This is a genomic window from Enterobacter sp. S-33 (assembly GCF_028735835.1).
GTDB lineage: Bacteria > Pseudomonadota > Gammaproteobacteria > Enterobacterales > Enterobacteriaceae > Enterobacter > Enterobacter vonholyi.
In genome coordinates this window covers 1144601-1167939 of the sequence record NZ_CP117838.1, presented here as the reverse complement: position 1 = coordinate 1167939, position 23339 = coordinate 1144601, and the positions used below count along the sequence as shown (strand labels likewise).

Genomic DNA, 23339 nt, shown 5'->3' with positions numbered 1-23339 from the left:
ATACTTCAAAGGTCCATATATGGAATGGGGATGCATAAAGTGTGGGGTCGAAATACCTCAGGACAGAGAGTTTTGCGACAGTTGTGAAGATAAAAATTTCAGGAAAATTGGAGGATTTCTTTTTCTCCCCCTTATAGGATTAGTGGTTACTGCTGCTTCCTATCTTTTTGCAATGACAGATGCATTTAAATTTACGATAGATAATTATTGGCACCTGAATGCAAATGCAAAAATTTTCTTCATAGTTTCCCTGGTTATTTATATTGGCGAGTTTCTTTTTACAGCCACCGTCCTTTCATTTTTCCTAAGAAAGAAGAAATCGCTACCAAAGCTTTACATTTTGTTTTTAATATCAATCGTGACGACAATGTCATTTAATACCTATCTGCTTTACACATTAATTCCTGGCGCTGAAATTGGATATAATGAGCTTGTACCTGTTTTTAGAAACGTAATTACGGCTTTAATTTGGATTCCCTATTTCATAACCTCTGTTCGCGTAAAAAGAACGTTTATCCGATAAAAGCACGAGTGGCTTCATCATTTTGATGACAGAAGATGCATGGCTATACTAATGCACATACAGTCATCAACATTGAGCGGACGCTATCACCGTCTGCTCATGATACGGAAAGGGCAGAAAAGTGGGTAAGGTCCGCACTGAGTTAAGAACGGACACTCTTGTAGAAAGCATGGCGTCGGATTACAGTGAGAGCATTGATTGATAAGTGAGTAGAATCAGAACAGTAGCCAATGAAACAAAAACTTCGCAGACGTAACCAGGACTGGATATCAAGGCAATTACAACGTGCGCGCAAAGAGAAAATGCCGTTAAGTTTCTTTATTAATTTTCCTTCAATACGAGCAACTGCGTGTAATGGTCAGCGCCTTAAACGGCGTGGTCGTCTCAAGCCTGACTGGAGTCGCGCATTGTTTCATCCGGGGTGGGGAGAAGTGCCGATTATTGGACCGCAAGGCTCAGTGTATTGGTTTGAGGGGTTTGATAAGGAACAATTACCTGGAGAATTGATGCCGCTATGGGAAGATGTCTGATTGTATTGACTTTGAATTAATAACTTTCAGCGTAACGCTTAGACAGTGAGGAGTAGAGGCCAATTCTACGCAAAGACTAACTTATTCCTGTTAGCCATGAAACGATTTTATCTAGTTAAAGATAATCTACATAGCTGACCGAATCTGCGTATCCCCAAATTCTATAACCAGTTGATACCTCGATTCCAGGGAGATGAATAGCGCGAAGAATAGTACCTACCATGGTATGTTGTTCTACTGAGTGTGTCATAATATCAAGATACTTGATATCCAAATAGCCACCTTCACAGAAATGGTAAAACCACTCGCCATCAACTGCAGATTCATAGCCATTGAGAAAAGTGATTTTCCATAAGGGGGGAGATTCCATGCTAACCATTGCCATGCGGATCTCATTCCATTTTGTATTATTCATGCAGCTATAAAGCATTTGAACCTCCCGGGTTCTGCTCCCGACAGATTAACACGCTACCAGGATAACCACGTAAAATTATGGCACAAAGCTGAAATTCATATTCACTTATCTTCCCGCCTCTCTATCGCCCCCCACTCTCAGGTACGAATCCGTGAACGCGTTTATCACCATGTTCAGAAAAGCGATGGGCAGCACGCCCGCCCATTACTTTGCCGAACGGAAAAACAGTAACCGTTAACCCGGCCCCTCGCTCCCCGCCGCCAGCAGCGGTACCACCACGTCGCTGATGGGCACCGCAATGCCGTGTTTGCGGCCGTAGCGCTGGATCACGCCGTTGCGGATATCCCACTCCATCGGACGATCCGCCTGACGGTCAGCGAGAATCGACGTGCCGAGGTCCTCAGGCGCGCGCTGGAAGTTCGCCAGGATCTCCTGCGCTACGTCATCGTTCAGCTTCGCCCCTTCGGCGCGGGCGACGCTCAGCCCCTCGCGCAGGTAGGCCAGCGAAAGTTCGCTAATATCCTCGCGCCTGAACATTCCGGCGCGGCGGTTGGCGAGCACCATCAGCCCGGCGACCGCATTTTGCAGCAGCTTGCGCCAGGCGACGGTAGGGAAATCTGCCGAGAGCTCAACTTCACAGCGCGTACCGTGAAGCGCCTGCACCACCCGCTGCGCCTGAGGCACGTCCGGCAGCGTCAGGCGCGGTTTGGCGCGCAGCCAGACGGAGGCATCCGGCTCGCGTTGCGCCGGGAACCAGACCACCGACGGCAGCACAGTCGCGCCACTGACCAAAGGCTCAAGCTGAGCCTTCTGCTCTACGCCGTTTTGCAGGGCGCAGACCACCGTATTTTCATCGCACAGCGCGCGCAGCCATCCGGCGCTGTCGGCGTTTTGCGTCGTTTTCACCGCCACAAAAACAAGATCGACGGGGCGCGTGATGGCCGTCGGGTCGGTTAGTACCGGACCGGGCACCACCGTTTCACCTTCGTCATGGCGCAGGCGTAATTCCGGATGCGCGGTCCGTCCGCAGAGCAATGGCGTGCGGCCAGCGTCATGCAGTACCGCGGCAATGGTGGTGCCAATCGCACCGGGTCCTATCAGCGCAATGGTTGGATAGTCAGACATGAGTCACTCCCCTTTTGCTAAGCCTGCTATCAGTTATACCACCCTGAGACGAGCGCGCCACTCCCGTTGTCTATACTCAACATTCACAGACAACGGAGTGCGCCATGCCTTTACCCGATTTCAAATCCTCTGAACCGTTCACCCTTGGCATCGAGCTCGAACTGCAGGTGGTTAACCCGCCGGGCTACGATCTCAGCCAGGACTCCTCCGCGCTCATCGCCGCCGTCAAAGACGACATCAAAGGCGGTGAAGTCAAACACGATATCACCGAAAGCATGCTCGAAATCGCCACCGGCGTGTGTCAGACCATCGACCAGGCGGCGGCGCAGTTCTCGGTGATGCAGCAGAGCATCCTGCGCGCGGCGGCGGAGCAGCATATCCAGATCTGCGGCGGTGGGACGCACCCGTTCCAGAAATGGCAGCGCCAGGAGGTGTGCGACGACGAGCGCTATAACGTCACGCTGGAGCGCTTTGGCTATCTGATTTTGCAGGCGACGGTATTCGGTCAGCACGTTCACGTCGGCTGCCGGACCGGGGATGACGCCATTTACCTCCTGCACGGCCTGTCGCGCTTTGTGCCGCACTTTATTGCCCTGGCGGCCGCCTCGCCGTACATGCAAGGCACCGACACGAAGTTCTCCTCGTCGCGGCTCAATATCTTCTCCGGGTTCCCGGATAACGGACAGATGCCGTGGGTCAACAGCTGGCAGGAGTTCGAGGGGCTGTTCCGCCGCCTGAGCTCCACCAGCATGATCGACAGCATCAAGGATCTGCACTGGGATATTCGCCCCAGCCCGCACTTCGGCACCGTGGAGGTGCGGGTGATGGATACGCCGCTGACGCTCGGCCACGCGATTAACATCGCCGGGCTTATTCAGGCGACGTCCCACTGGCTGCTGACCTCGCGGCCGTATAAGCATCAGGAACGGGATTTTCTGCTCTACCGCTTTAACCGTTTTCAGGCGTGTCGCTACGGGCTGGAGGGGATCCTGACGGACGTGCATACCGGCGAGCAACGAACCGTGGCGGAAGACATCGCCTGGCTGCTGGAGCAGGTGGCGCCGTCGGCCGATAAGCTCGGCGCGACGAGCGCAATCAATGAAATTGCCCTGCTGTTAAAGCAGGGCAAGAGCGAGGCGCAGCGCATGCGGGACTTTATTGCCGACGGCGGCTCGCTAATTTCTCTGGTGCAGAAGCACTGCGAGCTGTGGGCGACGAGTCCGTAAGGCCGTGGCCCCACTCGCGCAGGCGCTGGAACAGCACGAACAGGGCCGGGATGAACAGGATCCCCACCACGGTCGCCACCAGCATGCCGCTGAAGACCGTAGTGCCGATGATGCGGCGGCTCTGGGCTCCTGCGCCGGTCGCCAGCATCATCGGCAGAACGCCGATAATGAACGATACGGCGGTCATCATCACCGCACGGAAGCGGCGCGAGGCCCCTTCCCGCGCGGCATCGACAATCGCCATTCCGTCCATCCGCCGCGCACGGGCGAACTCGACGATAAGAATCGCGTTTTTGGCCGCTAATGCTATCAGCAATACCAGACCAATCTGCACGTACACGTCGTTGGCGTAGCCCGCCATCCATAGCCAGACCAGCGCCCCGCCGAGGGCGAACAGCACCGAGAGCATCACGCTCGCCGGGAGCGTCCAGCTCTCGTACTGGGCGACGAGGAACAGCCACGCCATCACCACCGCCGCCAGCACGATCCATATTGCCTGATTGCCGGTCTGCTGCTCCTGATAAGACATGCCGCTCCAGGCGTAGTCGTACCCCGCAGGCAAGCTTGCCGCCAGGATCTCGCCCATCACCGCCATCGCGGTGCTGCTGCTCACCCCAGTTGCTGCCGAGCCGCTCACCGACACGGACGGGAACTGGTTGTACTGCTGGAGGAACGGCGCGCCGACGGTCGGCGTGATGGTGACGAGGTTGCTCAGGCGTACCCGCTCGCCGCTGTTGCTGCGCACGAACAGCTCGCTGATTTGTTCGGCGCGCTCGCGCCACTGCATCTCGTTCTGCATCACCACGTGGTAGACGCGGTTATTGATGCTGAAATCCCCGGCGCGCGTGCCGCCAAAGGCGGTCTGCAGGCTGCTGAAGATGCGCGATACCGGCACGTCGAGGCGGGCGGCGCGCTCGCGGTCAACGGTCAGCGTCAGCTGCGGCACGTTGCTGCTCCAGGTGGTGAACACGCGGGTCAGCTGCGGGTGCTGGTTGGCTTTCACCAGCACCTCTCGCGTCACGCGCTCCAGCTCCGCCGGGCTCTGCCCCGCCTGAGCCTGGATGCGCAGGTCAAAGCCGGAGGCGTTGCCCAGCCCCGGCAGCGTCGGCGGCGCGAAGGTCATGATGGTGGCTTCCGGCAGGGCCAGCAGCTGGCGCTGCAGGGTGCCCATCACCTCCTCCAGCGGCGGACGCTCGCTCCAGTCCTTCAGCATGATGGAGATAAACCCGCCGTTGGAGGCGCTGGTGCCGTTGAGGATGTTAAACCCGGAGACCTGAATCACGTCCTCCACCGTCGGATGTTTGGCGATCAGCTCCCGCGCGGTGGTCATCACCGCTTCGGTGCGCTCCAGCGAGGCCGCTTCCGGCAGCTGGACGCTGGCGAAGAAGTAGCCCTGGTCCTCCTGCGGCAGGAAGCCTTTTGGCATCGACGTAAAGCTGAACAGCACGACTGCCGCCGCGCCTGCGGTGACCAGCAGCGCCAGCCACGGACGCAGGTTTAAGACATTCACGATGCGGGTGTAGAAACCGCGCGTGGCGTCCAGCCCGCGGTTAAAGGCGCGATAGACTGCCGCCGGTTTCACCGGGCGCGGACGCAGCAGCATCGCGCACAGGGCGGGCGTCAGGGTCAGCGCTACCAGGCTTGAGAGCGTCACGGCGGTGGAAAGCGTAACCGCGAACTGGCGGTACAGCTCGCCGACAATGCCCGGCAGCAGCGCCACCGGCACAAATACCGCCAGCAGCACCAGCGTCGTCGCGATGACCGGCCCGGCAATCTGGCGCAGCGCCAGCGCGGTCGCCGCCGTGCGGCTCTGCCCTTCCGCCATCAGCGTTTCGACGCTCTCCACCACCACGATGGCGTCATCCACCACCATGGTCAGCGCCAGAATAATGGCAAACAGGCTGAGGGTGTTGGCGGAGTAGCCGAGCGTGTAGAGCACCGCGAAGGTGCCCACCAGCGACACCGGAATGGCGAGGGCGACAATCAGCGTCGCTCGCCAGCTCTGCAGGAACAGGGACACCACGACCACCACCGCCAGCATCGTCAGCGCCAGCGAGACGCCGATCTCTTTAATGGTCGCGGCAACAAAGGAGGTGGTGTCGAACTTCACCTCGTAGACCAGGTCATCCGGGAAGCGCGTCGAGAGACGCTCCAGCTCCGCGCGCACCGCGTCGGCCACGCGCAGGGCGTTGGCGGACGGCGTAGGGTAGATGCCGAGATAAGCGGAGTCGTGCCCGTTCAGCTGCGCGCCGGAGCTGTAGCTGCGCGAGCCGAGCTCGATGGTGGCGACGTCCTTCAGGCGCACCAGCTGGCCCATATCCCCCGCGCGGATGATGATGTCGGCAAAGTCGTCGGCCTGGCTTAAGCGCCCCAGCCCGTTGATGGTCAGGGTCTGCTGCTGGCCGTTGAATACCGGCGGCGTGCCCACCTGGCCCGCCGCCCCCTGCACGTTCTGCTCGCGCAGCGCCTGCGCCACGTCGTCGGTGGTGACGTTCAGGGCGTTCATGCGGTCCGGGCGCAGCCAGATGCGCATGCTGTAGTCGCGCGCGCCGAACATCTGCACCTGCCCCACCCCGGGCAGACGCGACAGCGCCTCGCGCACCTGGGTGCTGGCGTAGTTGCTGACGAACAGCGGCGTGTGGGTGTTGTTCGGTGAGTAAAGACTTACCCCCATCATCAGGTTGGTGGCACGCTTGCGCACCTGCACGCCATTTTGCTGCGCCTCGGTCGGCAGCTGCGCCACGGCCTGCGCCACGCGGTTTTGCACGTCGATGGCCGCGAGATCCGGATCCGTGCCCGCCGCAAAGGTAATGTTCAGGCTGTAAGTGCCTTCGTCCGAACTGGTTGACTCCATGTAGAGCATATGGTCCACGCCGTTCAGCTGCGTCTCCAGCGGCGTGGCGATGGCCTCCGCCACGTCAGCCGAGCTGGCGCCCGGCCAGCTGGCAGAGACGTTCACCACCGGCGGCGCGATCTGCGGGTACTGCTCCACCGGAATAATCCTCAGCGCAATGGCCCCCAGCAGGGTGATGACCAGCGCAATCACCATCGCGAAGCGCGGGCGTTTGATGAAAAACGTCAGCATGATGGCTCCTTAATTCAGTATCTGGACAGCAGCGCCGGGCTGCACGCGCTGCGCACCGTCAGTAATCGCTCGCTCACCGGACTTCACGCCGGATAAAATCCGGAACTGCTGGCCGATCTGTCCGGCGACCTTCAGCGGGCGCATTTCGGCTTTTCCGTCGGCATTAACCACCCAGGCAAAGAACCCGTCGCCGTTCTGCTGCACCGCTGCGGCAGGCAGGGTCAGCACCGGCTGCTCGCTTGCCGGACGCAAAAACACGTTCACATTGCCGCCGGGCAGGAGCTGATGGCGCGGGTTGGCAAACTCGGCGCGCAGCATCACGCTGGCGGTACGCGGGTCAATGCGGTTATCCACTGACGTCAGCTCGCCGCTGACGCGCTGGCCGTTGCTGTCGATCAGCGCCTGCCAGGCACGCTTCATGGCGTTGATATCCGCATGCTGTCCGGCTTTGGTGGAAAATGCCCCCTCTTCCAGCGCAAAGGCGATACGTATCGGGTCAAGCTGCACCACCTCCACCAAAACGCCGCTCGCTGGGTTGACCAGGCTACCCACGTGGAAGCTGCTGTGGCCCACGCGGCCGTCAATTGGCGAGGTGATTCGGGTGTAGCCCAGGGTGACGTTGCGGGCTTCGAGCCGGGCCTTCGCCTGCTCGAGAGCGGCACTGGCGACGTCGCGCTGCATGCGGGCGTTGTCCACGTCGTGACGGCTGATGGCGTTGCTGCTGCCGAGACTTTCAAAGCGGGAAAGCTGCTGCTGCGCCTGGCGCAGCGTGGCTTCGGTGCTTTTCACTTCGGCCTGCGCCAGGCGCAGGGCAGCGCGCGGCTCGGCGTCGTCCAGCTCAAACAGCACGTCGCCTTTTTTCACGTACTGCCCGTCGCGGAAGTTAATTTTGGTAATCATGCCTTCCGTACGCGCCCGTAGCTCAACGGTGTGGATGGCTTCGATGCGGCCCGGGATCTGGCGCTCGGCGGCGTGGGCGGTTTGCTCCACGGTGGCGACCCGAACGGGGATCGCAGCGGCGAAGACGGGTTGCAGGGTACTGACAAGAAGTGCGAACAGGAGTGGAAGTTTCATGGGAGTACCTCAGCGTTGTCTCCCCTCACCCCGGCCCTCTCCCCTGAGGGGCGAGGGAGAAAACCGAGCCCAGGGGAGAGTACCAGACTGTCCCCTCTCCCCTGTGGGGAGAGGGTTAGGGTGAGGGGTAAGGTTTTAGTTATGCAGACTTACGGAACCTGCGGGTCAGTCGCTTCTCAATTTCGACGACGAAGAACATCACGCCTGCAACGGCCAGGGTCACAAACCAGTAGCGCAGCGGCAGGGCTTCGGTACCGAACAGCATCTGCATAAACGGCAGGTAGATAATCGCCGCCTGGAGCAGGAACAGCACGCCCGTCACCAGCCAGATCCCTTTGTTTGCCAGCAGACCACGGTTGAGGGAGAACCCTTCGATGTTGCGGCAGTTAATCATGTATACCCACTGGGCGCAGACCAGCATCTGCAGCAGCACGGTGCGGATGAACTCCGCGCTGTGGCCGCGCGGGGCGAGCCAGGCTTCCAGCGCAAAGGCGGCGATGGCAATCATGGTACCGACGAAGGCCACGCGCCAGACGGCGTAGGCGTCCATCACGTGCTGCCCGGTCTGACGCGGCGGGCGGCGCATGATGTTGCGCTCGGCAGCTTCGAAGGCCAGGCCAAAGGAGAGCGTGGCTGAGGTGGCCATGTTCATCCACAGAATCAGCACCGGCGTCAGCGGAATAATGTTCCCCGCCAGCAGCGCAATCACAATCAGCAGCCCCTGCGCCAGGTTGGTCGGCATGATGAACAGGATGGTCTTCTTCAGGTTGTCGTAAACGCGACGCCCCTCTTTCACCGCGCTGGCGATGGTGGCGAAGTTATCGTCCGTAAGGACCATATCCGCCGCCTCTTTGGTCACTTCCGTGCCCTTGATGCCCATCGCGATGCCCACGTCCGCCTGACGCAGCGCCGGGGCGTCGTTTACGCCGTCGCCGGTCATGCCAACGATTTCGCCTTTGTCCTGCAGCGCTTTCACCAGGCGCAGCTTATGCTCCGGGCTGGTACGGGCAAAGATGTCATACTTCACCGCGGCTTCCGCCAGCGCGGCGTCGTCCATCTTCTCCAGCTCGTAGCCGGTGACCGCCTGCTCGCTGTTGGCGATCCCCAGCATCTGGCCGATGCTCATCGCCGTCTGCGGGTGATCCCCGGTGATCATCTTCACGCGGATCCCCGCCAGCTGGCAGGCGTTAATCGCGTCAATCGCTTCCGGACGCGGCGGATCCATCATCCCGGCGATGCCGAGGAAGATCAGGCCGTGGCTCAGGTCATCGTGCGTCAGTTCCTGCTCGCCGTTCGCCGGCTTGAACGCCGCGGCGACCATGCGCAGCCCCTGACGCGCATAGCGCTCCATCTCACTTTCCCAGTACGTGCGGTTGAAGGCTTCCGTACCGTGACGGGTCTGCTGCTGCGAACACAGGGCAAAAATCACGTCCGGCGCGCCGGTGATCAGGATCTGCTCCTCGCTGCCAATCTGGTAGTGGGTGCTCATGTACTTGTACTGCGAGTCGAACGGGATCTTGTTAACCAGCGTGGTCATTACCGGCTCAAGGCTGGCCTTCGCCGCCAGCACCTTCAGCGCGCCCTCGGTCGGCCCACCGGTGATGCCCCACAGGCCGCGCTCGTCCTGAATCAGCTGGCTGTCGTTACACAGGTCGATGGTACGCAGGTACTGCTCCAGCACGGTGCCCGGCTGGATGTGGACCGGCTCGTCGCTACCTTCCAGATAGATGTTGCCTACCGGCTCGTAGCTGTTGCCGTCCACGCGGTAGCAGGCGTCGGCGGTGATGATCGCTTTAACCGTCATCTCGTTCATGGTCAGGGTGCCGGTTTTATCCGAGCAGACCACGGTCATCGCGCCGAGCGTTTCAACCGTCGGCAGCTTGCGGATAATCGCCCGCTTGCGCGCCATCGCCTGCACGCCCAGCGAAAGGATGATGGAGATAATGGCCGGCAGACCTTCCGGTACGGAGGCCACCGCCAGGCTAATCAGGGAGAGCAGGAGCTCGCCCATCGGGATCTCGCGGAACGCCAGGCTGAAGACAAACAGCGCGGCCATCATCGCCAGAATAATCACGAAAATCGCTTTACCCAGCTTGTCCATCTGCACCAGCAGCGGCGTACGGTGCTTTTCGATACCCGCCATCATCTGGTTGATGTGGCCGAGTTCCGTATCTTTACCGGTCGCGGTGACCACACCGATACCGCCGCCCGCGCTGACGGTCGTCCCGGAGAAGACCATGTTGGTGCGATCGCCCAGCGGTAATTCCCCGCTAAGTGGATTAACGTGTTTATCCACCACGGTGGATTCACCGGTCAGAATCGCCTCTTCCACGCGTAAATTATGCGCTTCGATTAAACGCATATCCGCCGGAATACGATCCCCCGCGCGTAATACAATAATATCGCCCGGGACGATTTCAGTTGTGGGGATTGTTTCGTGACTGCCGTTACGAATAACGCGCGCCTCGCTGGCGAGCATATTACGAATACTCTTCAGGGATTTTTCCGCGTTGCTTTCCTGAATATGACCAATTAGGGCATTGATTACCGCGACGCCCAAAATAACCAGCGTATCAACCCAGTGGCCCATTACTGCCGTTAATACGGCGGCGGCCAGCAGGACATAAATCAGCACATCATTAAAATGGGCTAAGAAACGCAGCCAGGCGGGTTTGCCTTTTTTCTCCGGCAGCGCGTTCGGACCTGTTTTTTGCAGACGCGCCTGCGCCTCTGCACGGTCCAGACCGCTTGCCTGGCTCTGCGCATGTGCAAGAGCCTGCTCTACGGTCTGCTGGTATGCCAGCCCGCCGGAAGGCGGCACGTTAGGAGTCAATTTTTTTTCAGTCATCGTATTTTTCCTTCAATTTCCGGTGAACAGAAGCCTGAATTCCTTTCGGGCTTAAATAAATTCATTTTAAAGTCTTGCGGGTAAAATTGATCTACCGCAATATAATGACTTCTCGGTTATTCAAAACTGATTAAAACTATTTCGATGATCTGATTTTTACAAAATATTTCTAAACCAAAACTAAACGAGGGGGAACCATGTGGGGTATTTATCGCGGGCGCAGACTGGTGTTATACGTTATCGCGGCCATTGTTATTGCCACGTTAATTGGTTATAGCACCTATACATTTGTAAAATTATTTTCCTGATACGGACGTTTATTTACATAACGCGATATTAATATAAACGCCGGGTCGTATGTTGTTATTTGTGCGCAGTAATAATGTCTTTGTTTTATTCAAAAGGGTCAGCGGGGCTGATATTGCTTTACGTTACAGAATGCCGGACAATGACATTTTTAACTGACGATTAACATTACGATGAAACACCCGCTAGAATCGCTGCTCACCGCAGGCGGCATTTTATTACTGGCCCTGCTTTCGTGCCTGCTGCTCCCGGCGCCTTCGCTTGGGCTGGTGCTGGCGCAGAAGCTGGTTCAGACCTTTCACATGGTCGATCTTAACCAGCTTTACACCATTCTGTTCTGCGTGTGGTTTTTACTGCTCGGGGCGATTGAATTCTTCGTGCTGCGTTTCGTCTGGCGACGGTGGTTTTCCCTGGCATCCTGAGCCAATAAAAAAGCCGGGTGGCGGCTTCGCCTGGCCCGGCTTGTTTTGGTTTGCGTTCAATGCGTCCGGCTGTGGTTCTCCTTGCGGTACGCTCCAGGCGGCTGGTTGAACGTACGGGTGAAGATACGGGTAAACGTCTGCTGCGAGTCAAACCCGTAACGCAGGCAGATGTCGTACACCCGGGCGTCGGATTCTCGCAGATCGCGCGCCGCCAGCAGCAGCTTACGTTCACGAATATAACGCCCCAGACTCTCCCCTTTGTACTGCATAAATAGCCGCTGCAGGTGCCATTTCGAGTAACCCGCGTGGCGGGCAATCTCTTCAATTCGTAATGGCTGGTGCAGATTGTCGTCGATCCATTCGACGATAGTGTCGATGACTTGAGCGGAAATGGTCATACTGCAGTCCCCCTCTGCTTCTCGCTTAAACATTATTCCCACCACGCACGAAAGGTTTGTGCGCTGTCGCTTACCCGGACGGGCTCGCCCAGTTCCGGCGTCAGCAACCGATAATTTTTATCCTTGCTGGCTTTTGCCAGCTGGATCAGCGGATCGTTCCAGGCGTGTTTCGCCAGCACGAAGCGTCCGTTGTGCCCCGGCACCACGGCTTTCGCGTTCAGGTCCGCCGAGGCCTGCGCCGTTTCCTCCGGCAGCATGTGGATGTACTTCCAGTCCTGGTCGTACTGGCCGTTTTCCATGATGGCGACGTCCACTTCGCCAAACTGTTCACCGATGGCCTTGAAGTGCGGGCCGTAACCGGAATCCCCGCTGTAGTAAACCTTCTGCTCTGGCGTGACGAACATGAAGCTGCCCCACAAGGTGCGATCGCGTTTGATGCCGCGACCGGAGAAGTGACGCGCTGGCAGAACCTGCACCGTCAATTCATCGCTGATGCGTACCGACTGGTTCCAGTCGCGCTCGTCAATAATCTCGGGCTTCATCCCCCAGTAGCGCAGGTGGGATCCCACGCCCAGCGGCGTCACTACGCGCTTCACCTTCGGCAGTAGCGCCTTGATAGTGGCGTAATCCAGATGATCGTAGTGATCGTGCGAAATAATCAGCAGGTCGATCTCCGGCATGCGTTCAGCGCGCCACGGATACTCGCCGGCAAAGGCCTTATTGAGGAACGAGAACGGCGCGGCATAGTTGCCAAGAACCGGGTCAATCAGGATGCGTTTACCCGCGAGCCGCAGATACCACGATGAGTGACCGAGCCACACCAGGGTGTCCTGCTCCAGCGGCAGGCTCGCAAGATCGGTTTTCACCAGCGGCAGCGGCCGGGTCGGGCGGGCGTTTTCGGTTTTTTTGGTCAGAAACTCCCACATCGCGACCAGCATATTTTTGTCACCGTTATAACCCGGCGTCGGCAGCGTATTGTGGAATTTCCCCTCGCGATACTGTGGGGAGGCCTCCACTTCAGTAAGTCGTTCACCCTGCGGCGGCTGGCCGAATCCGGCATTCAGAACAAACGGTAAACTCGCGGCTGAAGCAATAATCATGATTAACACCACGCAGATGAAGAGAGTTTTTTTCATATCCTGACCCGAAAACGCGCCCCATCCGATAGCGTGCGCAGGGTAAACTTGATTATGAGTGAGTAAGCACTCATTATAGATATGATGATAAAGTCGTCAAGACGTTTTCGATCTTTGACATTCCGCGTTGCAGCGTGTCAAAGCACGTGTTTCAATCAAGGTTTTTATAATTGACAGGAGGAAAAATTTAGTGGCACGTCCGAAGAGTGAAGATAAAAAACAGGCCTTACTGGAAGCCGCAACGGTGGCGTTTGCACAGTCAGGTATTGCCGCCTCAACGGCGCTTATTGCCCGTAAGGCGGGCGTCGCCGAAGGCACCCTGTTCCGCTACTTTGCTACGAAAGACGATCTGCTGAATGCCCTCTATCTGCACCTGAAGCAAGATCTCTGCCAGACCATGCTCGCGAACCTCGATCGCACCATCACGCTGCCTAAAGAACATACCCGCAATATCTGGAACAGCTATGTGGACTGGGGTATTCGTAACCCCGTTGCGCATGCGGCGATCCGCCAGATTGGCGTCAGTGAAAAGCTGAGCACCGAAACGGAACAGGCGGTGAAAGAGATGTTCCCGGAGCTGCATGAACTCTGCCGCCGCTCGGTGCGTCAGGTGTTTATGTCTGATGAATTTAAAACGTTTGGCGATGCGCTTTTCTTATCGCTGGCCGAATCCACGATGGAATTTGCCACCCGCGATCCGTCCCGCGCCGTTGAGTTTAAAGCGCTCGGCTTTGAGGTGATGTGGCGCGGGCTTGCCCAGGAAGAGAGCGATGGACAGTAAAACGTTGCAGGAGCACGCAAAACGCGTGGCGCTGGAGCTGCCGTTTACCGAACACTGCTGGCCGTTCGGGCCGGAGTTTGACGTGTTTAAAGTGGGTGGAAAAATTTTCATGATTGTGGCCGCCGCACACGGGCGGCCGCACGTCAGCCTGAAGTCAGACCCGGAAAAATCGCTGTTAAATCAGCAGATTTATCGCGGCGTTGAACCGGGCTATCACCTCAACAAAAAGCACTGGATTTCCCTTTACGGCACTGAAGACGTGACGCCGGAACTGGTTACCGATCTCATTAATGATTCCTGGCATCTGGTGGTGGATAAACTGCCGAAAAAAGACCAGAAGTGGATCCGGCCGGTCTGATTGTTCGTCTGAGACGAACAGATTAAGCGCTCGAATTGCCCTTATCTTTTTCCGCGTCCCGCTGTAATCTGCTCACCTTTCGCGCCCGCACGCGGGCGAATTTCATCATCAGGAGTTGTTATGGATATTATTTCTGTTGCGCTGAAACGCCACTCCACCAAGGCGTTCGACGCAAGCAAAAAACTGACCGCTGAAGAAGCGGAAAAAATCAAAACCCTGCTGCAGTACAGCCCGTCAAGCACCAACTCCCAGCCGTGGCACTTCATCGTGGCCAGCACCGAGGAAGGAAAAGCGCGCGTGGCGAAATCCGCTGCGGGCACCTATGTGTTCAACGAACGCAAAATGCTGGATGCCTCTCATGTGGTGGTGTTCTGCGCGAAAACCGCGATGGACGATGCATGGCTGGAGCGCGTTGTCGACCAGGAAGAGGCCGATGGCCGTTTCAACACGCCGGAAGCTAAAGCCGCGAACCATAAGGGCCGCACCTACTTCGCCGACATGCACCGCGTGGATCTGAAGGATGACGACCAGTGGATGGCGAAGCAGGTTTACCTGAACGTCGGTAACTTCCTGCTGGGCGTTGCTGCGCTGGGCCTGGACGCAGTACCGATTGAAGGTTTCGACGCCGCGATCCTCGACGAAGAGTTTGGCCTGAAAGAGAAGGGCTTCACCAGCCTGGTGGTGGTGCCGGTTGGGCATCACAGCGTGGAAGATTTCAACGCCACGCTGCCAAAATCTCGCCTGCCGCTGAGCACGATTGTGACCGAGTGCTGATCCCTTCTGGCACGTCGGGTTCCGGCGTGCCTGCTTTCAGTGACGCTTTCTTTGGGTTATGATTCTTCCTTCGATAAAGTTCACAAATACCCCCAGCAATTTGTAACAGCATAGAAATACTTATTCATAAAATCCATCATATATTTTTTATATAATATTCTTTCCGTAAGCCTTTTTTTATTAATGCAAATCAACACTCCCCTTTAGTTTCATAAACTCCACGAATCCATTGTGCAAAATTCAAACAAATCAATTTAGTTTTATCACTAACGGCACACCGTAATAAAAAGACATATTGAAATAAATAATTACATGTCTTTTAAAGGATTTTTGATTTCGCATGATTCCATTTAAAACCCATTTTAACACACGATGGGCGTTATTATTTCAAGGAATACAAGGATAGAGATATGAAAAATAAATGTGCAGTAAGCACCCACCTCACACGTCAGGTTTTGCACGCCAAACTCGCGCCGACCTGTTTCGCTACTATGTTAGCTCTGGGCATGATCATGCCTGTTCACGCTGCCGTTGTTGCAGGAAATACGGAACAACCCGGTATCCACACTAATTCAAACGGTACAACGATTGTTGATATTAATAAAGCCAGCGCAGAAGGTGTCTCTCATAACGTTTACTCTGAATTTAACGTTGACACTCACGGTGTTATTCTTAATAACAGTGGCGCGGCGTCTAACACTCAGCTAGCAGGTATGATTGATGGCAATACAAATATGGCAAGCGGTAGCGCAAAAGTTATTCTAAATGAAGTACGCTCTTCCGACCCAAGCCAGTTAAATGGCATGATTGAAGTCGCTGGAAAATCTGCTCAGGTTATTATTGCTAACCCATCCGGGATTACCTGTGATGGATGCGGTTTTATTAATACGAATCACGCGACCTTAACCACCGGTACCGCCAATTTTGATGCAAACGGTAATGTAACAGGACTGGATATTAGCAAAGGCGAGGTTAACATTACCGGAAAAGGTATGGATATCCGCGCGGTTCAATATACAGATATTATCTCCCGGTCAGTCAAAGTTAACGCGAAGCTGCAGGCCAATGAGCTGAATATTATCACGGGTAACAACCATATTGATAAAAAGGGTCGAGTTCAGAAAAGATATGATGACAGCAAAGCTCCCGAATTAGCACTAGATGTATCTGCGCTGGGCTCAATGTATGCCAATAAAATCTTTATGGAAGGTACGGATACCGGTGTCGGCGTTCGTCTTGACCATACCGATCTTACCGCAAACGACACGCTTTCGATCGACGTTAATGGTACCGTCGAAAACAATGGCGGCCATGTGAATGCTGGAAACGCGGCAATGATCAAGGGTACCAGCGTAATAAACCATAACGGTCAAATTACCTCCGACGGCGTTGTCTCCATCACAGCAGATGAAATGGTTGATAACAGCCATGGCCTTATCAAAGCGGATATGGTTAACCTGGCGGGTAAAACTACTCTCAACACAGCCGGCTCCGTACAGGGAAATGCCAGCACCCTGGTGATGGCTGATTCACTGGATAATGCGCAGGGGGAAATACTCAGTAATGGCGACCTGTCTGTTCAACGCGCGTCTTATGGCTATAGTAATTCGGACGCCCGTGGCATAACCAATACTCATGGCAAGATTGTCGCGAAGGGTGCTCTTAGCGTAGATACCACCAACCTCGATAATACATCTGGACAGCTCGCCAGTAACGCGTCAATGAACGTAACTACCCGCGCGCTAAACAACGAAAATGGGCTGATCTCAGCCGGTAATGGCTGGAATACGCTCAGCGCCAATGTACTCAATAACAATGATGGTATTATTCAGTCCTTTGGTCACGATGGCCAACTGCAGTTGAGTGGCGACGATCTGCTTTCTAACCATAATGGGTCTATTCATAGTGAAGGTTCACTTTCCATAAATGGCGCACTGGATAATAGCTCGGGTGCCATCACCGCTGACAATGATATTTTCATGTATGCAAGGGCCTATAGCTCTGACCTCAACAGCACACTTCGGGCAGGTCATAATATTGATATGACCGTTACCGGTACGTTCCAGAATGCAGGGACTATCGCTGCTGGCCAGGACCTGGCTTTGAACATTGGTTCGAATGGCTGGAATAATTACGCTGGTCCAGTGACCAATAGCGGTAATATTACTGCAAAGGGTCATCTTGCAATTCAGATGAACAGCAGCGCACTGGAAAATAGCGGTACCTTGACCGCCGATCAGATGGATCTTCAGCTGTCCGATCTGAATAACAGTGGTTCCATTGCAAGTAAAAACGACATCAATTTAAACCTAAATAATCTGAATAATCTGCGCAGCGGAGACATCAAGTCCGACCGTAACATCACAATCAATGCCTCAGCTGTGACTACAGAAGCGGGCAGCCAGATCCAGGCAGGAGGTGACACCACACTTTACCTGATGAATAACCTGCAAAACGATGGTGAAATCCGCTCTGCGAATGATATCAACATGTTCATTTCCGGCGGCTACGGCTACTATCCGTCTTCAGTTTATAACACAGGTGTTATCAGCGCTGGCAATAAGCTGAATGCTCAGATGGAACGGATCAACCTTATCAACGGAGGAACGCTGTCGGCAGAAAATGGTATCAATGTCACCAGCAACTCTTTGACGAATAGCGGTAACATAACCAGTGCCGATGATGTTCAGTTAAACACTTACAATGGTATAAGTAACGAAAAGAGTGGAATTATCACTGGCAAGTATGTCCGAACCACTGGTTTCGTAAATAACATGGGAGTAATTAATCAGACTGGCGCTGACAATCCGAACAATGGTGTAATTACACCTGATAGTAACAATACTTCCACCGACAACTCCGGCTTTATTAATGATAATAACAGCTGGAATGGAAATAATATGAATAATAGCATCAGCTATAATTCAATTAAACCAAACGGCACCCCCGAGGGTAATGGTGTTTGGGAAAATGGCATGGTCTTTTATCCCGGTGATACCTACTTCGGCAGAACCATTACTGAAATAGTCTATTTCCCTGGCGGATATGGCATTAACACCGCCATGTAATAATCCATGGCTCTCAAAGCCCCATTTTAGTTATGGGGCTTTTTATTTCTTTAAACCAGGGTTAAACATCCTCAGAATATCTGAAGCCAATAACATGATTATCTCTTACCCTCGTCTCGCCGCCGTTTTAGCGTCGCTCCTCGTAACGTCGCCCTGTTACGTAAAGGCTGAGTCTGCGACCACTCAGCAACAGGATCAGGCCAGGCATGACCAGCTTGCGCCTCAAAGTAAGTCGCTACTTTCTGCAGAAGGAACGCGCGCAAGTGATACATTGATTCTGACCAAAGAAGCTGTTTGCTATGATATCCAGCACGTCGTTATTGATGGCGCAGAGTCACTTCCACATTGGCTGACTTTTCGCGATCTCATAAAGCAAACAGAAAAACAGTGTGTTGGTATCAGGGGTATTAAAAACCTTCATACTGCGATGCAGAATCGCCTGATTTCTCATGGATTTATTACTACTCGCATATTAGTGCCCACGCAGAATTTACGTAATGGTATTTTGCATTTTACAATTCTGCCTGGCCGCATCAGCGAAATAGACATAAAAGAGTTAAACGGTCATTCTTTAAATGCGTGGAACAACATTCCGGAAGGCCAAAACGACCTTCTCGATTTACGAGGGCTGGAGCAAGGCTTAGAGAATATGCAGCGCATACCCGGCACTCAGGCGAGTATACGTTTGCTACCGGGCAATCGTCCCGGGGATACACGTATTGAAGTGACCCGCACACAGCCACAATCATGGCGCCTGGGCTCCTGGTTTGATGATTCAGGCAGTAAACACACCGGACGTTATCAGGGAGGGCTCGCTTTTTATGTTGATAACCCAACTTCATTAAATGACATGTTTTACATTGCTTATGGTGGGGGGTTCAAAAATGAAGATGGACGTCGCAGCGATAACAGCTCGGCCTTTTATTCTGTTCCATTGGGATACTGGTCGCTTGACCTTTATGCCAGCCATTATCGTTCCACGCAAACTCTCCGCAACGGTGAATTTCGCTACCAGTACAGCAGCGACGAAAAATTAATGACGGCTGTCCTGAACCGCGTGATCTTCCGCAGCGCCAGTCAGAAAACCACGCTGGCTTTTAAAACGATCAAGCGTGACTCACGCTATGACCTTAATGACGTGGAAGTGGAAGTACAGCATCGGGATACCAGCAGCTGGCAGTTAAGCCTGAATAACATTGCCTATTTTTCAGCGGGTCAACTTACGACCAGTTTCGGATACCAGCATGCGGCTCCGTGGTTTGGCGAACAACCTGATGCAGAAGAGCTGGTGGGCAGCGCTGATCCACTGGCAAGGATCCTTACGCTTAAAGTTGATGGGGTATTCCCTTTCAAACTGGCCGGAAATGCTTTTAGCTACGAGCCGCATTTTATGCAGCAAACGTCACCAGATCGGCTCACCCAACCGGATAAGTTCACTATTGGCAACCGCTGGACTGTGCGAGGGTTTGATGGAGAAATGTCGATCTATGCGGATAAGGGCTGGTATCTACGCAATGACATTGCTCTTAACCTGCCAAAGTGGGGGATGCAGCCCTATATTGGCGTGGATTACGGTGAGGTTAGCGGCTCTGAAAATGATTACTGGAGTGGCGCACACCTTGCCGGGGCAGTGGCTGGCATTCGAGGCGTCAAAGGTCAATTTGGCTATGACTTTTTCATCGGTACCCCGCTTTCAAAGCCGGATGAACTGCATACCAGTCCCGTCACGCTGGGTGTTTCGCTCCAGTGGCAATACTGATGCCTGACCGCTCACTCGAGACATATCAGGATCAGTCACTCCCTGAGAGGGTTAAAACGTGTTTTTACCCTCTTCAGGCTACTCGTTTGCGCAGCGATGTTCACCTCTGCTGTAATCTGAACACCACTGGCAGCTTAACCTATTACCGCAACACCTTATGCGGAAAGTGTTTACAGTCAAAATATAAACATCACTTCGCCCATAATTCTGACTTGCTAATAGCCGATCCCGACACGTTATCTTCTCTATGTTTTTGTCCTTTGTTATCCTCAGCGTTTTAAGGACGGTATATTTTCATCAGTAATGATCTTAGCAACTCGCAGGAATATGTAATTTGTGTTCTACACATTCAGTTATTTTGATTAAATGCAAGCACTCCCAGGAATAATACAAAATCATGAAACCTGAAAATGAAGAAAAAAGAATAATTGCAACAATTACAAATCCACACCGTGTCCGACAAGCAGTTTCACGGCAAATAATCACTATGGAGAAATATCCCGAACCGATGACGCTGGTTATCCATGAGGGGATGCTGGCAGCCTATCGCACCAGAGGAAAATTGCTCATGAAATACTTTCAGGGCCCGATATTAGTGGGTATGAACGCCCTGATGGACATGAATGCGAATTTCTATTTTAAAGCCTGCGGTGAGGTTAAATATGAAATCATTCCACGAAATGAAGTATTGAATATCATCGACCGGGAACACCTCTGGAAAGAGGCTGCTCTACTCTATATGTTTGGAATCAAGCGACTCATTGAAATCAATAACGTCTCTGTAGGCCTGTCAACTTATGAGATAATACGAGAAAACATCATTGCATTAATAAATGAGAAAGACGATTTACGCCTGACAGTTAATGTCTGCGATTATATCCAGGAAAAAACACGTCTTTCGCGCAGCCGCGTCATGAAAATTCTGAGCGATCTGCGCATCGATGGTCATATAGACATTAAACGCGGCATACTTATAGCAGTGCATAAACTGCCAGAAAAGTACTAGTTAACACCTGGCGCGAAGCCACTCGCGGTGCTAAATCTTTTTTTTCTCCAGCCATGCCATCGCCCGCTCCCCTGCTTCATCCACCGGCAGATACACCAGCAGCCGCGAGCCGTTTCGCGGCGCGGAATACCAGTACATCTGCTGCAGCGTAAAATCCCCCAGCTCGGGATGGGTAAACAGCTTGAGCTGGTTCTCCACGCCGCGCACGTCGTTGCGCTGGTGCCACAGGGTTTTGAACTCTTCGGAGACCGCGAAGAAGCGCGCCAGTTTGGCCTCCCACAGCGGATCGCCCCGGTGTTCGGCCATCGCCGCCCGGAAATAGGAGACAAAGATGGGCAGCACGTCGTCGCGTCTGCCGAGGCGCGCGCGCCAAGCCGGATGGGTGAGGAACAGATAAATACAGTTGCGATCTTCGGGAGGGATGTCATTGAAATCGACGCCCATCAGATGCCCGAAGCTGTCGTTCCACGCCACGATATCGAAGTTCGGTTTCTGAATGCTGGCGGGTTTCGGCATCAGCGTATCCAGCAGGCGGCGCGTGCCTTCGCTGATGCCCTCGCAGCAGACCGCCTGCGGCGCTTCACCCGGCGGTAAGCCGGCTAATACAAACAGGTGCCGGGCTTCAGTTGGGGTACATTGCAGCGCTTTTGCCACGGCCGCCATCACCGCGCTGGACGGATTGACGTCCCTGCCCTGCTCAAGCCAGGTGTACCAGGTCACGCCCACGTCCGCGAGCATCGCCACCTCTTCCCGACGAAGACCCGGCGTGCGGCGGCGGCCGCTGCGCGGCAGGCCGAGACGCTGCGGATCGAGGCTTTCACGCCGGGCGCGTAAAAATGCCCCGAGCTGTTTTCGGGTGTCATCCTGAAGTGAGACGACAGGTTCAGACATCAGCGCCATAAATCCCCCTGCATGGTAGTGCCAGTACCAGTATAAGCAAGAACTGGTACCCGTTTATTTGATGGTAGATGCTACGACCATCTGTTGAATGACGCAATGGAGTTACCATGAATACGTCAGTTGTTTCACCGGGCCGCGCTGGCCTGATATTGCTGCTAACTGGCCAGATGCTGCCGATGATTGATACCTCAATCACCAACGTGGCGCTGGACGCCATCACCCATTCGCTGCACGCTACCGCCACCGAGCTGGAGCTGATTGTGGCCCTTTACGGCGTGGCCTTCGCCGTCTGCCTAGCGCTCGGCAGCAAGCTGGGGGATAACTTTGGCCGTCGGCGTCTGTTCATGTGGGGTGTAGCGAGCTTTGGCCTGGCCTCGCTGCTGTGCGGGATGGCGGGGAACATTGAACAGCTACTGGCCGCGCGCATCGTTCAGGGCGCGGGTGCCGCACTGATCATGCCGCAAATTCTTGCCACGCTGCACGTAACGCTGAAAGGTACGGCCCATGCAAAAGCCATCAGCCTGTTCGGCGGTATCGGCGGGATTGCGTTTATCGTCGGGCAGATGGGCGGCGGCTGGCTGGTATCGGCGGATATCGCCGGGCTGGGCTGGCGAAACGCCTTCTTTATCAACGTGCCGATTTGTCTGGTGGTGCTGGCGCTGAGCCGCCGCTTCGTACCGGAAACCCGTCGCGAGACGCCGTCACGCATCGACTGGCCGGGTACCGTGCTGCTGGCCATTATGCTTTGCTGCCTGCTGTTCCCGATGGCGCTCGGCCCGCAGTGGCAGTGGTCCTGGCCGCTGAAGACGATGCTGCTCGCCCTTGTCCCGCTGGCCTGGCTGATGGCGCTGAATGCGCGCAAAAAGGAGCGTGAGAATACCCACCCGCTGATCCCGCCGCGCCTGCTTTCGCTTCGCAGCGTGCGCTTTGGCATTCTGATTGCGATGCTCTTTTTCAGCGTCTGGTCCGGTTTTATGTTCTGTATGGCGCTCACCATGCAAACCGGTCTGGGGATGGCCCCATGGCAGTCCGGAAACAGTTTTATCGCCCTTGGCGTGACCTACTTTGTTTCGGCCTGGTTCGCGCCGCGGCTGATTGCCCGCTACAGCATCAGCACTATTCTGCTGACGGGTCTGGCGATCCAGATTATCGGCCTGCTGGCTCTGATCGCCACGTTCCGCTTTTGGGGCGTGGAAAATACCACCCTGACGCTGGCACCCGCGACCGGACTGGTGGGCTACGGGCAGGCGCTGATCGTGAACAGCTTCTACCGCATCGGGATGCGCGATATTCAGCCTGACGACGCGGGAGCCGCGAGCGCCATTCTCAGCACGCTGCAGCAGGCCGCGCTGGGGCTTGGCCCGGCCATTTTTGGCGCGATTTTGCTGCACGCGCTTCAAAACCATCACGGGGATTACACCCAGGCAGTTAACGTCTTCCTGATGGTGGAAACGGCGATGATGGTGGTGCTTGCCCTGGCGACGCTGCGCATCCGCCATCGCCTGTGTCTGCCGGTGGCGAAGATCTGCCAGGCCACCAAATAAGCCTGTGAATTTGCATAATAGATCCGCAGCCGCCATTATGGGGCTGCAAAAATACAGGAGA

General features: G+C 55.0%; 19 protein-coding genes and 1 pseudogene. 12 read left to right on the top strand and 8 right to left on the bottom strand.

Features of this window, described 5'->3' with window-relative positions; all coding sequences use genetic code 11:
* The first annotated feature begins 19 nt into the window (after positions 1-19).
* Positions 20-523: a DUF2569 domain-containing protein gene (locus PUP35_RS05410; RefSeq protein WP_274242269.1), complete on the top strand. Its 504-nt coding sequence runs from the start codon at positions 20-22 to the stop codon at positions 521-523.
* 230 nt (positions 524-753) lie between these two features.
* Positions 754-1053 (top strand): hypothetical protein, encoded by a 300-nt coding sequence (locus PUP35_RS05405; RefSeq protein ID WP_274242268.1) that lies wholly within the window; start codon positions 754-756, stop codon positions 1051-1053.
* A gap of 115 nt (positions 1054-1168) precedes the next feature.
* Here PUP35_RS05405 and PUP35_RS05400 read toward each other — a convergent pair whose 3' ends face one another.
* Positions 1169-1438, bottom strand: a complete 270-nt coding sequence (locus tag PUP35_RS05400; RefSeq protein ID WP_274242267.1) for a DUF6678 family protein — start codon at positions 1436-1438, stop codon at positions 1169-1171.
* A 166-nt stretch (positions 1439-1604) separates the two neighbouring features.
* Here PUP35_RS05400 and PUP35_RS05395 point away from each other — a divergent pair.
* A pseudogene (locus PUP35_RS05395) lies at positions 1605-1706 on the top strand (AraC family transcriptional regulator); the annotation flags it as partial.
* Here the strand turns inward: PUP35_RS05395 and PUP35_RS05390 are convergent.
* A complete protein-coding gene (locus PUP35_RS05390; RefSeq protein WP_274242266.1) occupies positions 1703-2593 on the bottom strand; it encodes an oxidoreductase in 891 nt (296 codons plus the stop codon). The pseudogene PUP35_RS05395 and the gene PUP35_RS05390 sit on opposite strands and share 4 nt — an antisense overlap.
* 104 nt (positions 2594-2697) lie before the next feature.
* Here PUP35_RS05390 and PUP35_RS05385 point away from each other — a divergent pair, with 104 nt between their 5' ends.
* A complete protein-coding gene (locus PUP35_RS05385; RefSeq protein WP_274242265.1) occupies positions 2698-3819 on the top strand; it encodes a YbdK family carboxylate-amine ligase in 1122 nt (373 codons plus the stop codon).
* On the opposite strand, the gene PUP35_RS05380 is transcribed toward PUP35_RS05385, so the two are convergent.
* The 3 genes from PUP35_RS05380 to PUP35_RS05370 all read right to left on the bottom strand — a co-directional run bounded on the left by PUP35_RS05380 (position 3749) and on the right by PUP35_RS05370 (position 10826).
* Complete coding sequence (locus PUP35_RS05380; protein ID WP_274242264.1) at positions 3749-6904, bottom strand: efflux RND transporter permease subunit; 3156 nt, start codon at positions 6902-6904, stop codon at positions 3749-3751. The two genes, PUP35_RS05385 and PUP35_RS05380, sit on opposite strands and share 71 nt — an antisense overlap.
* 9 nt (positions 6905-6913) lie before the next feature.
* Complete coding sequence (locus PUP35_RS05375) at positions 6914-7978, bottom strand: efflux RND transporter periplasmic adaptor subunit (RefSeq protein ID WP_115874420.1); 1065 nt, start codon at positions 7976-7978, stop codon at positions 6914-6916.
* Between the two features lie 139 nt (positions 7979-8117).
* Positions 8118-10826, bottom strand: a complete 2709-nt coding sequence (locus PUP35_RS05370; RefSeq protein ID WP_274242263.1) for a cation-transporting P-type ATPase — start codon at positions 10824-10826, stop codon at positions 8118-8120.
* Positions 10827-11305: 479 nt separating this feature from the next.
* Here PUP35_RS05370 and PUP35_RS05365 point away from each other — a divergent pair, with 479 nt between their 5' ends.
* On the top strand, positions 11306-11554 hold the full coding sequence (locus tag PUP35_RS05365) for a DUF1158 domain-containing protein (RefSeq protein ID WP_013097677.1): 249 nt from the start codon (positions 11306-11308) through the stop codon (positions 11552-11554).
* A 56-nt stretch (positions 11555-11610) separates the two neighbouring features.
* Here the strand turns inward: PUP35_RS05365 and PUP35_RS05360 are convergent, their stop codons facing one another.
* Entirely contained in the window at positions 11611-11952 is a 342-nt protein-coding gene (locus PUP35_RS05360; RefSeq protein WP_047650664.1) for a RamA family antibiotic efflux transcriptional regulator, read from the bottom strand.
* 32 nt (positions 11953-11984) lie between these two features.
* Positions 11985-13088 carry an MBL fold metallo-hydrolase gene (locus tag PUP35_RS05355; protein WP_274242262.1) on the bottom strand — a complete coding sequence of 368 codons (1104 nt, stop codon included), beginning with the start codon at positions 13086-13088 and terminating at the stop codon, positions 11985-11987.
* 190 nt (positions 13089-13278) lie between these two features.
* Here PUP35_RS05355 and PUP35_RS05350 point away from each other — a divergent pair, with 190 nt between their 5' ends.
* From PUP35_RS05350 to PUP35_RS05325, 6 genes are all read left to right on the top strand, one after another.
* A complete protein-coding gene (locus PUP35_RS05350) occupies positions 13279-13869 on the top strand; it encodes a TetR/AcrR family transcriptional regulator (RefSeq protein ID WP_133293937.1) in 591 nt (196 codons plus the stop codon).
* Complete coding sequence (locus PUP35_RS05345) at positions 13859-14227, top strand: MmcQ/YjbR family DNA-binding protein (protein ID WP_274242261.1); 369 nt, start codon at positions 13859-13861, stop codon at positions 14225-14227. The genes PUP35_RS05350 and PUP35_RS05345 overlap by 11 nt, the downstream gene beginning before the upstream one ends.
* A gap of 120 nt (positions 14228-14347) precedes the next feature.
* On the top strand, positions 14348-15001 hold the full coding sequence (gene nfsB, locus PUP35_RS05340; protein ID WP_021241586.1) for an oxygen-insensitive NAD(P)H nitroreductase: 654 nt from the start codon (positions 14348-14350) through the stop codon (positions 14999-15001).
* A 410-nt stretch (positions 15002-15411) separates the two neighbouring features.
* A complete protein-coding gene (locus PUP35_RS05335) occupies positions 15412-18069 on the top strand; it encodes a filamentous hemagglutinin N-terminal domain-containing protein (RefSeq protein WP_274242260.1) in 2658 nt (885 codons plus the stop codon).
* Between the two features lie 94 nt (positions 18070-18163).
* The gene (locus PUP35_RS05330; protein WP_407719097.1) at positions 18164-19828 is read left to right on the top strand and encodes a ShlB/FhaC/HecB family hemolysin secretion/activation protein; all 1665 of its coding nucleotides are present in this window, start codon (positions 18164-18166) and stop codon (positions 19826-19828) included.
* 397 nt (positions 19829-20225) lie between these two features.
* Positions 20226-20834, top strand: coding sequence for a helix-turn-helix domain-containing protein (locus PUP35_RS05325; protein ID WP_274242258.1), 609 nt, complete (start codon positions 20226-20228; stop codon positions 20832-20834).
* 30 nt (positions 20835-20864) lie between these two features.
* Here the strand turns inward: PUP35_RS05325 and PUP35_RS05320 are convergent, their stop codons facing one another.
* A complete protein-coding gene (locus PUP35_RS05320; RefSeq protein ID WP_111963351.1) occupies positions 20865-21734 on the bottom strand; it encodes a helix-turn-helix transcriptional regulator in 870 nt (289 codons plus the stop codon).
* Positions 21735-21841: 107 nt separating this feature from the next.
* On the opposite strand from PUP35_RS05320, the gene PUP35_RS05315 reads away from it, so the two are divergent.
* Entirely contained in the window at positions 21842-23278 is a 1437-nt protein-coding gene (locus PUP35_RS05315) for an MFS transporter (protein ID WP_274242257.1), read from the top strand.
* Positions 23279-23339: the final 61 nt, after the last annotated feature.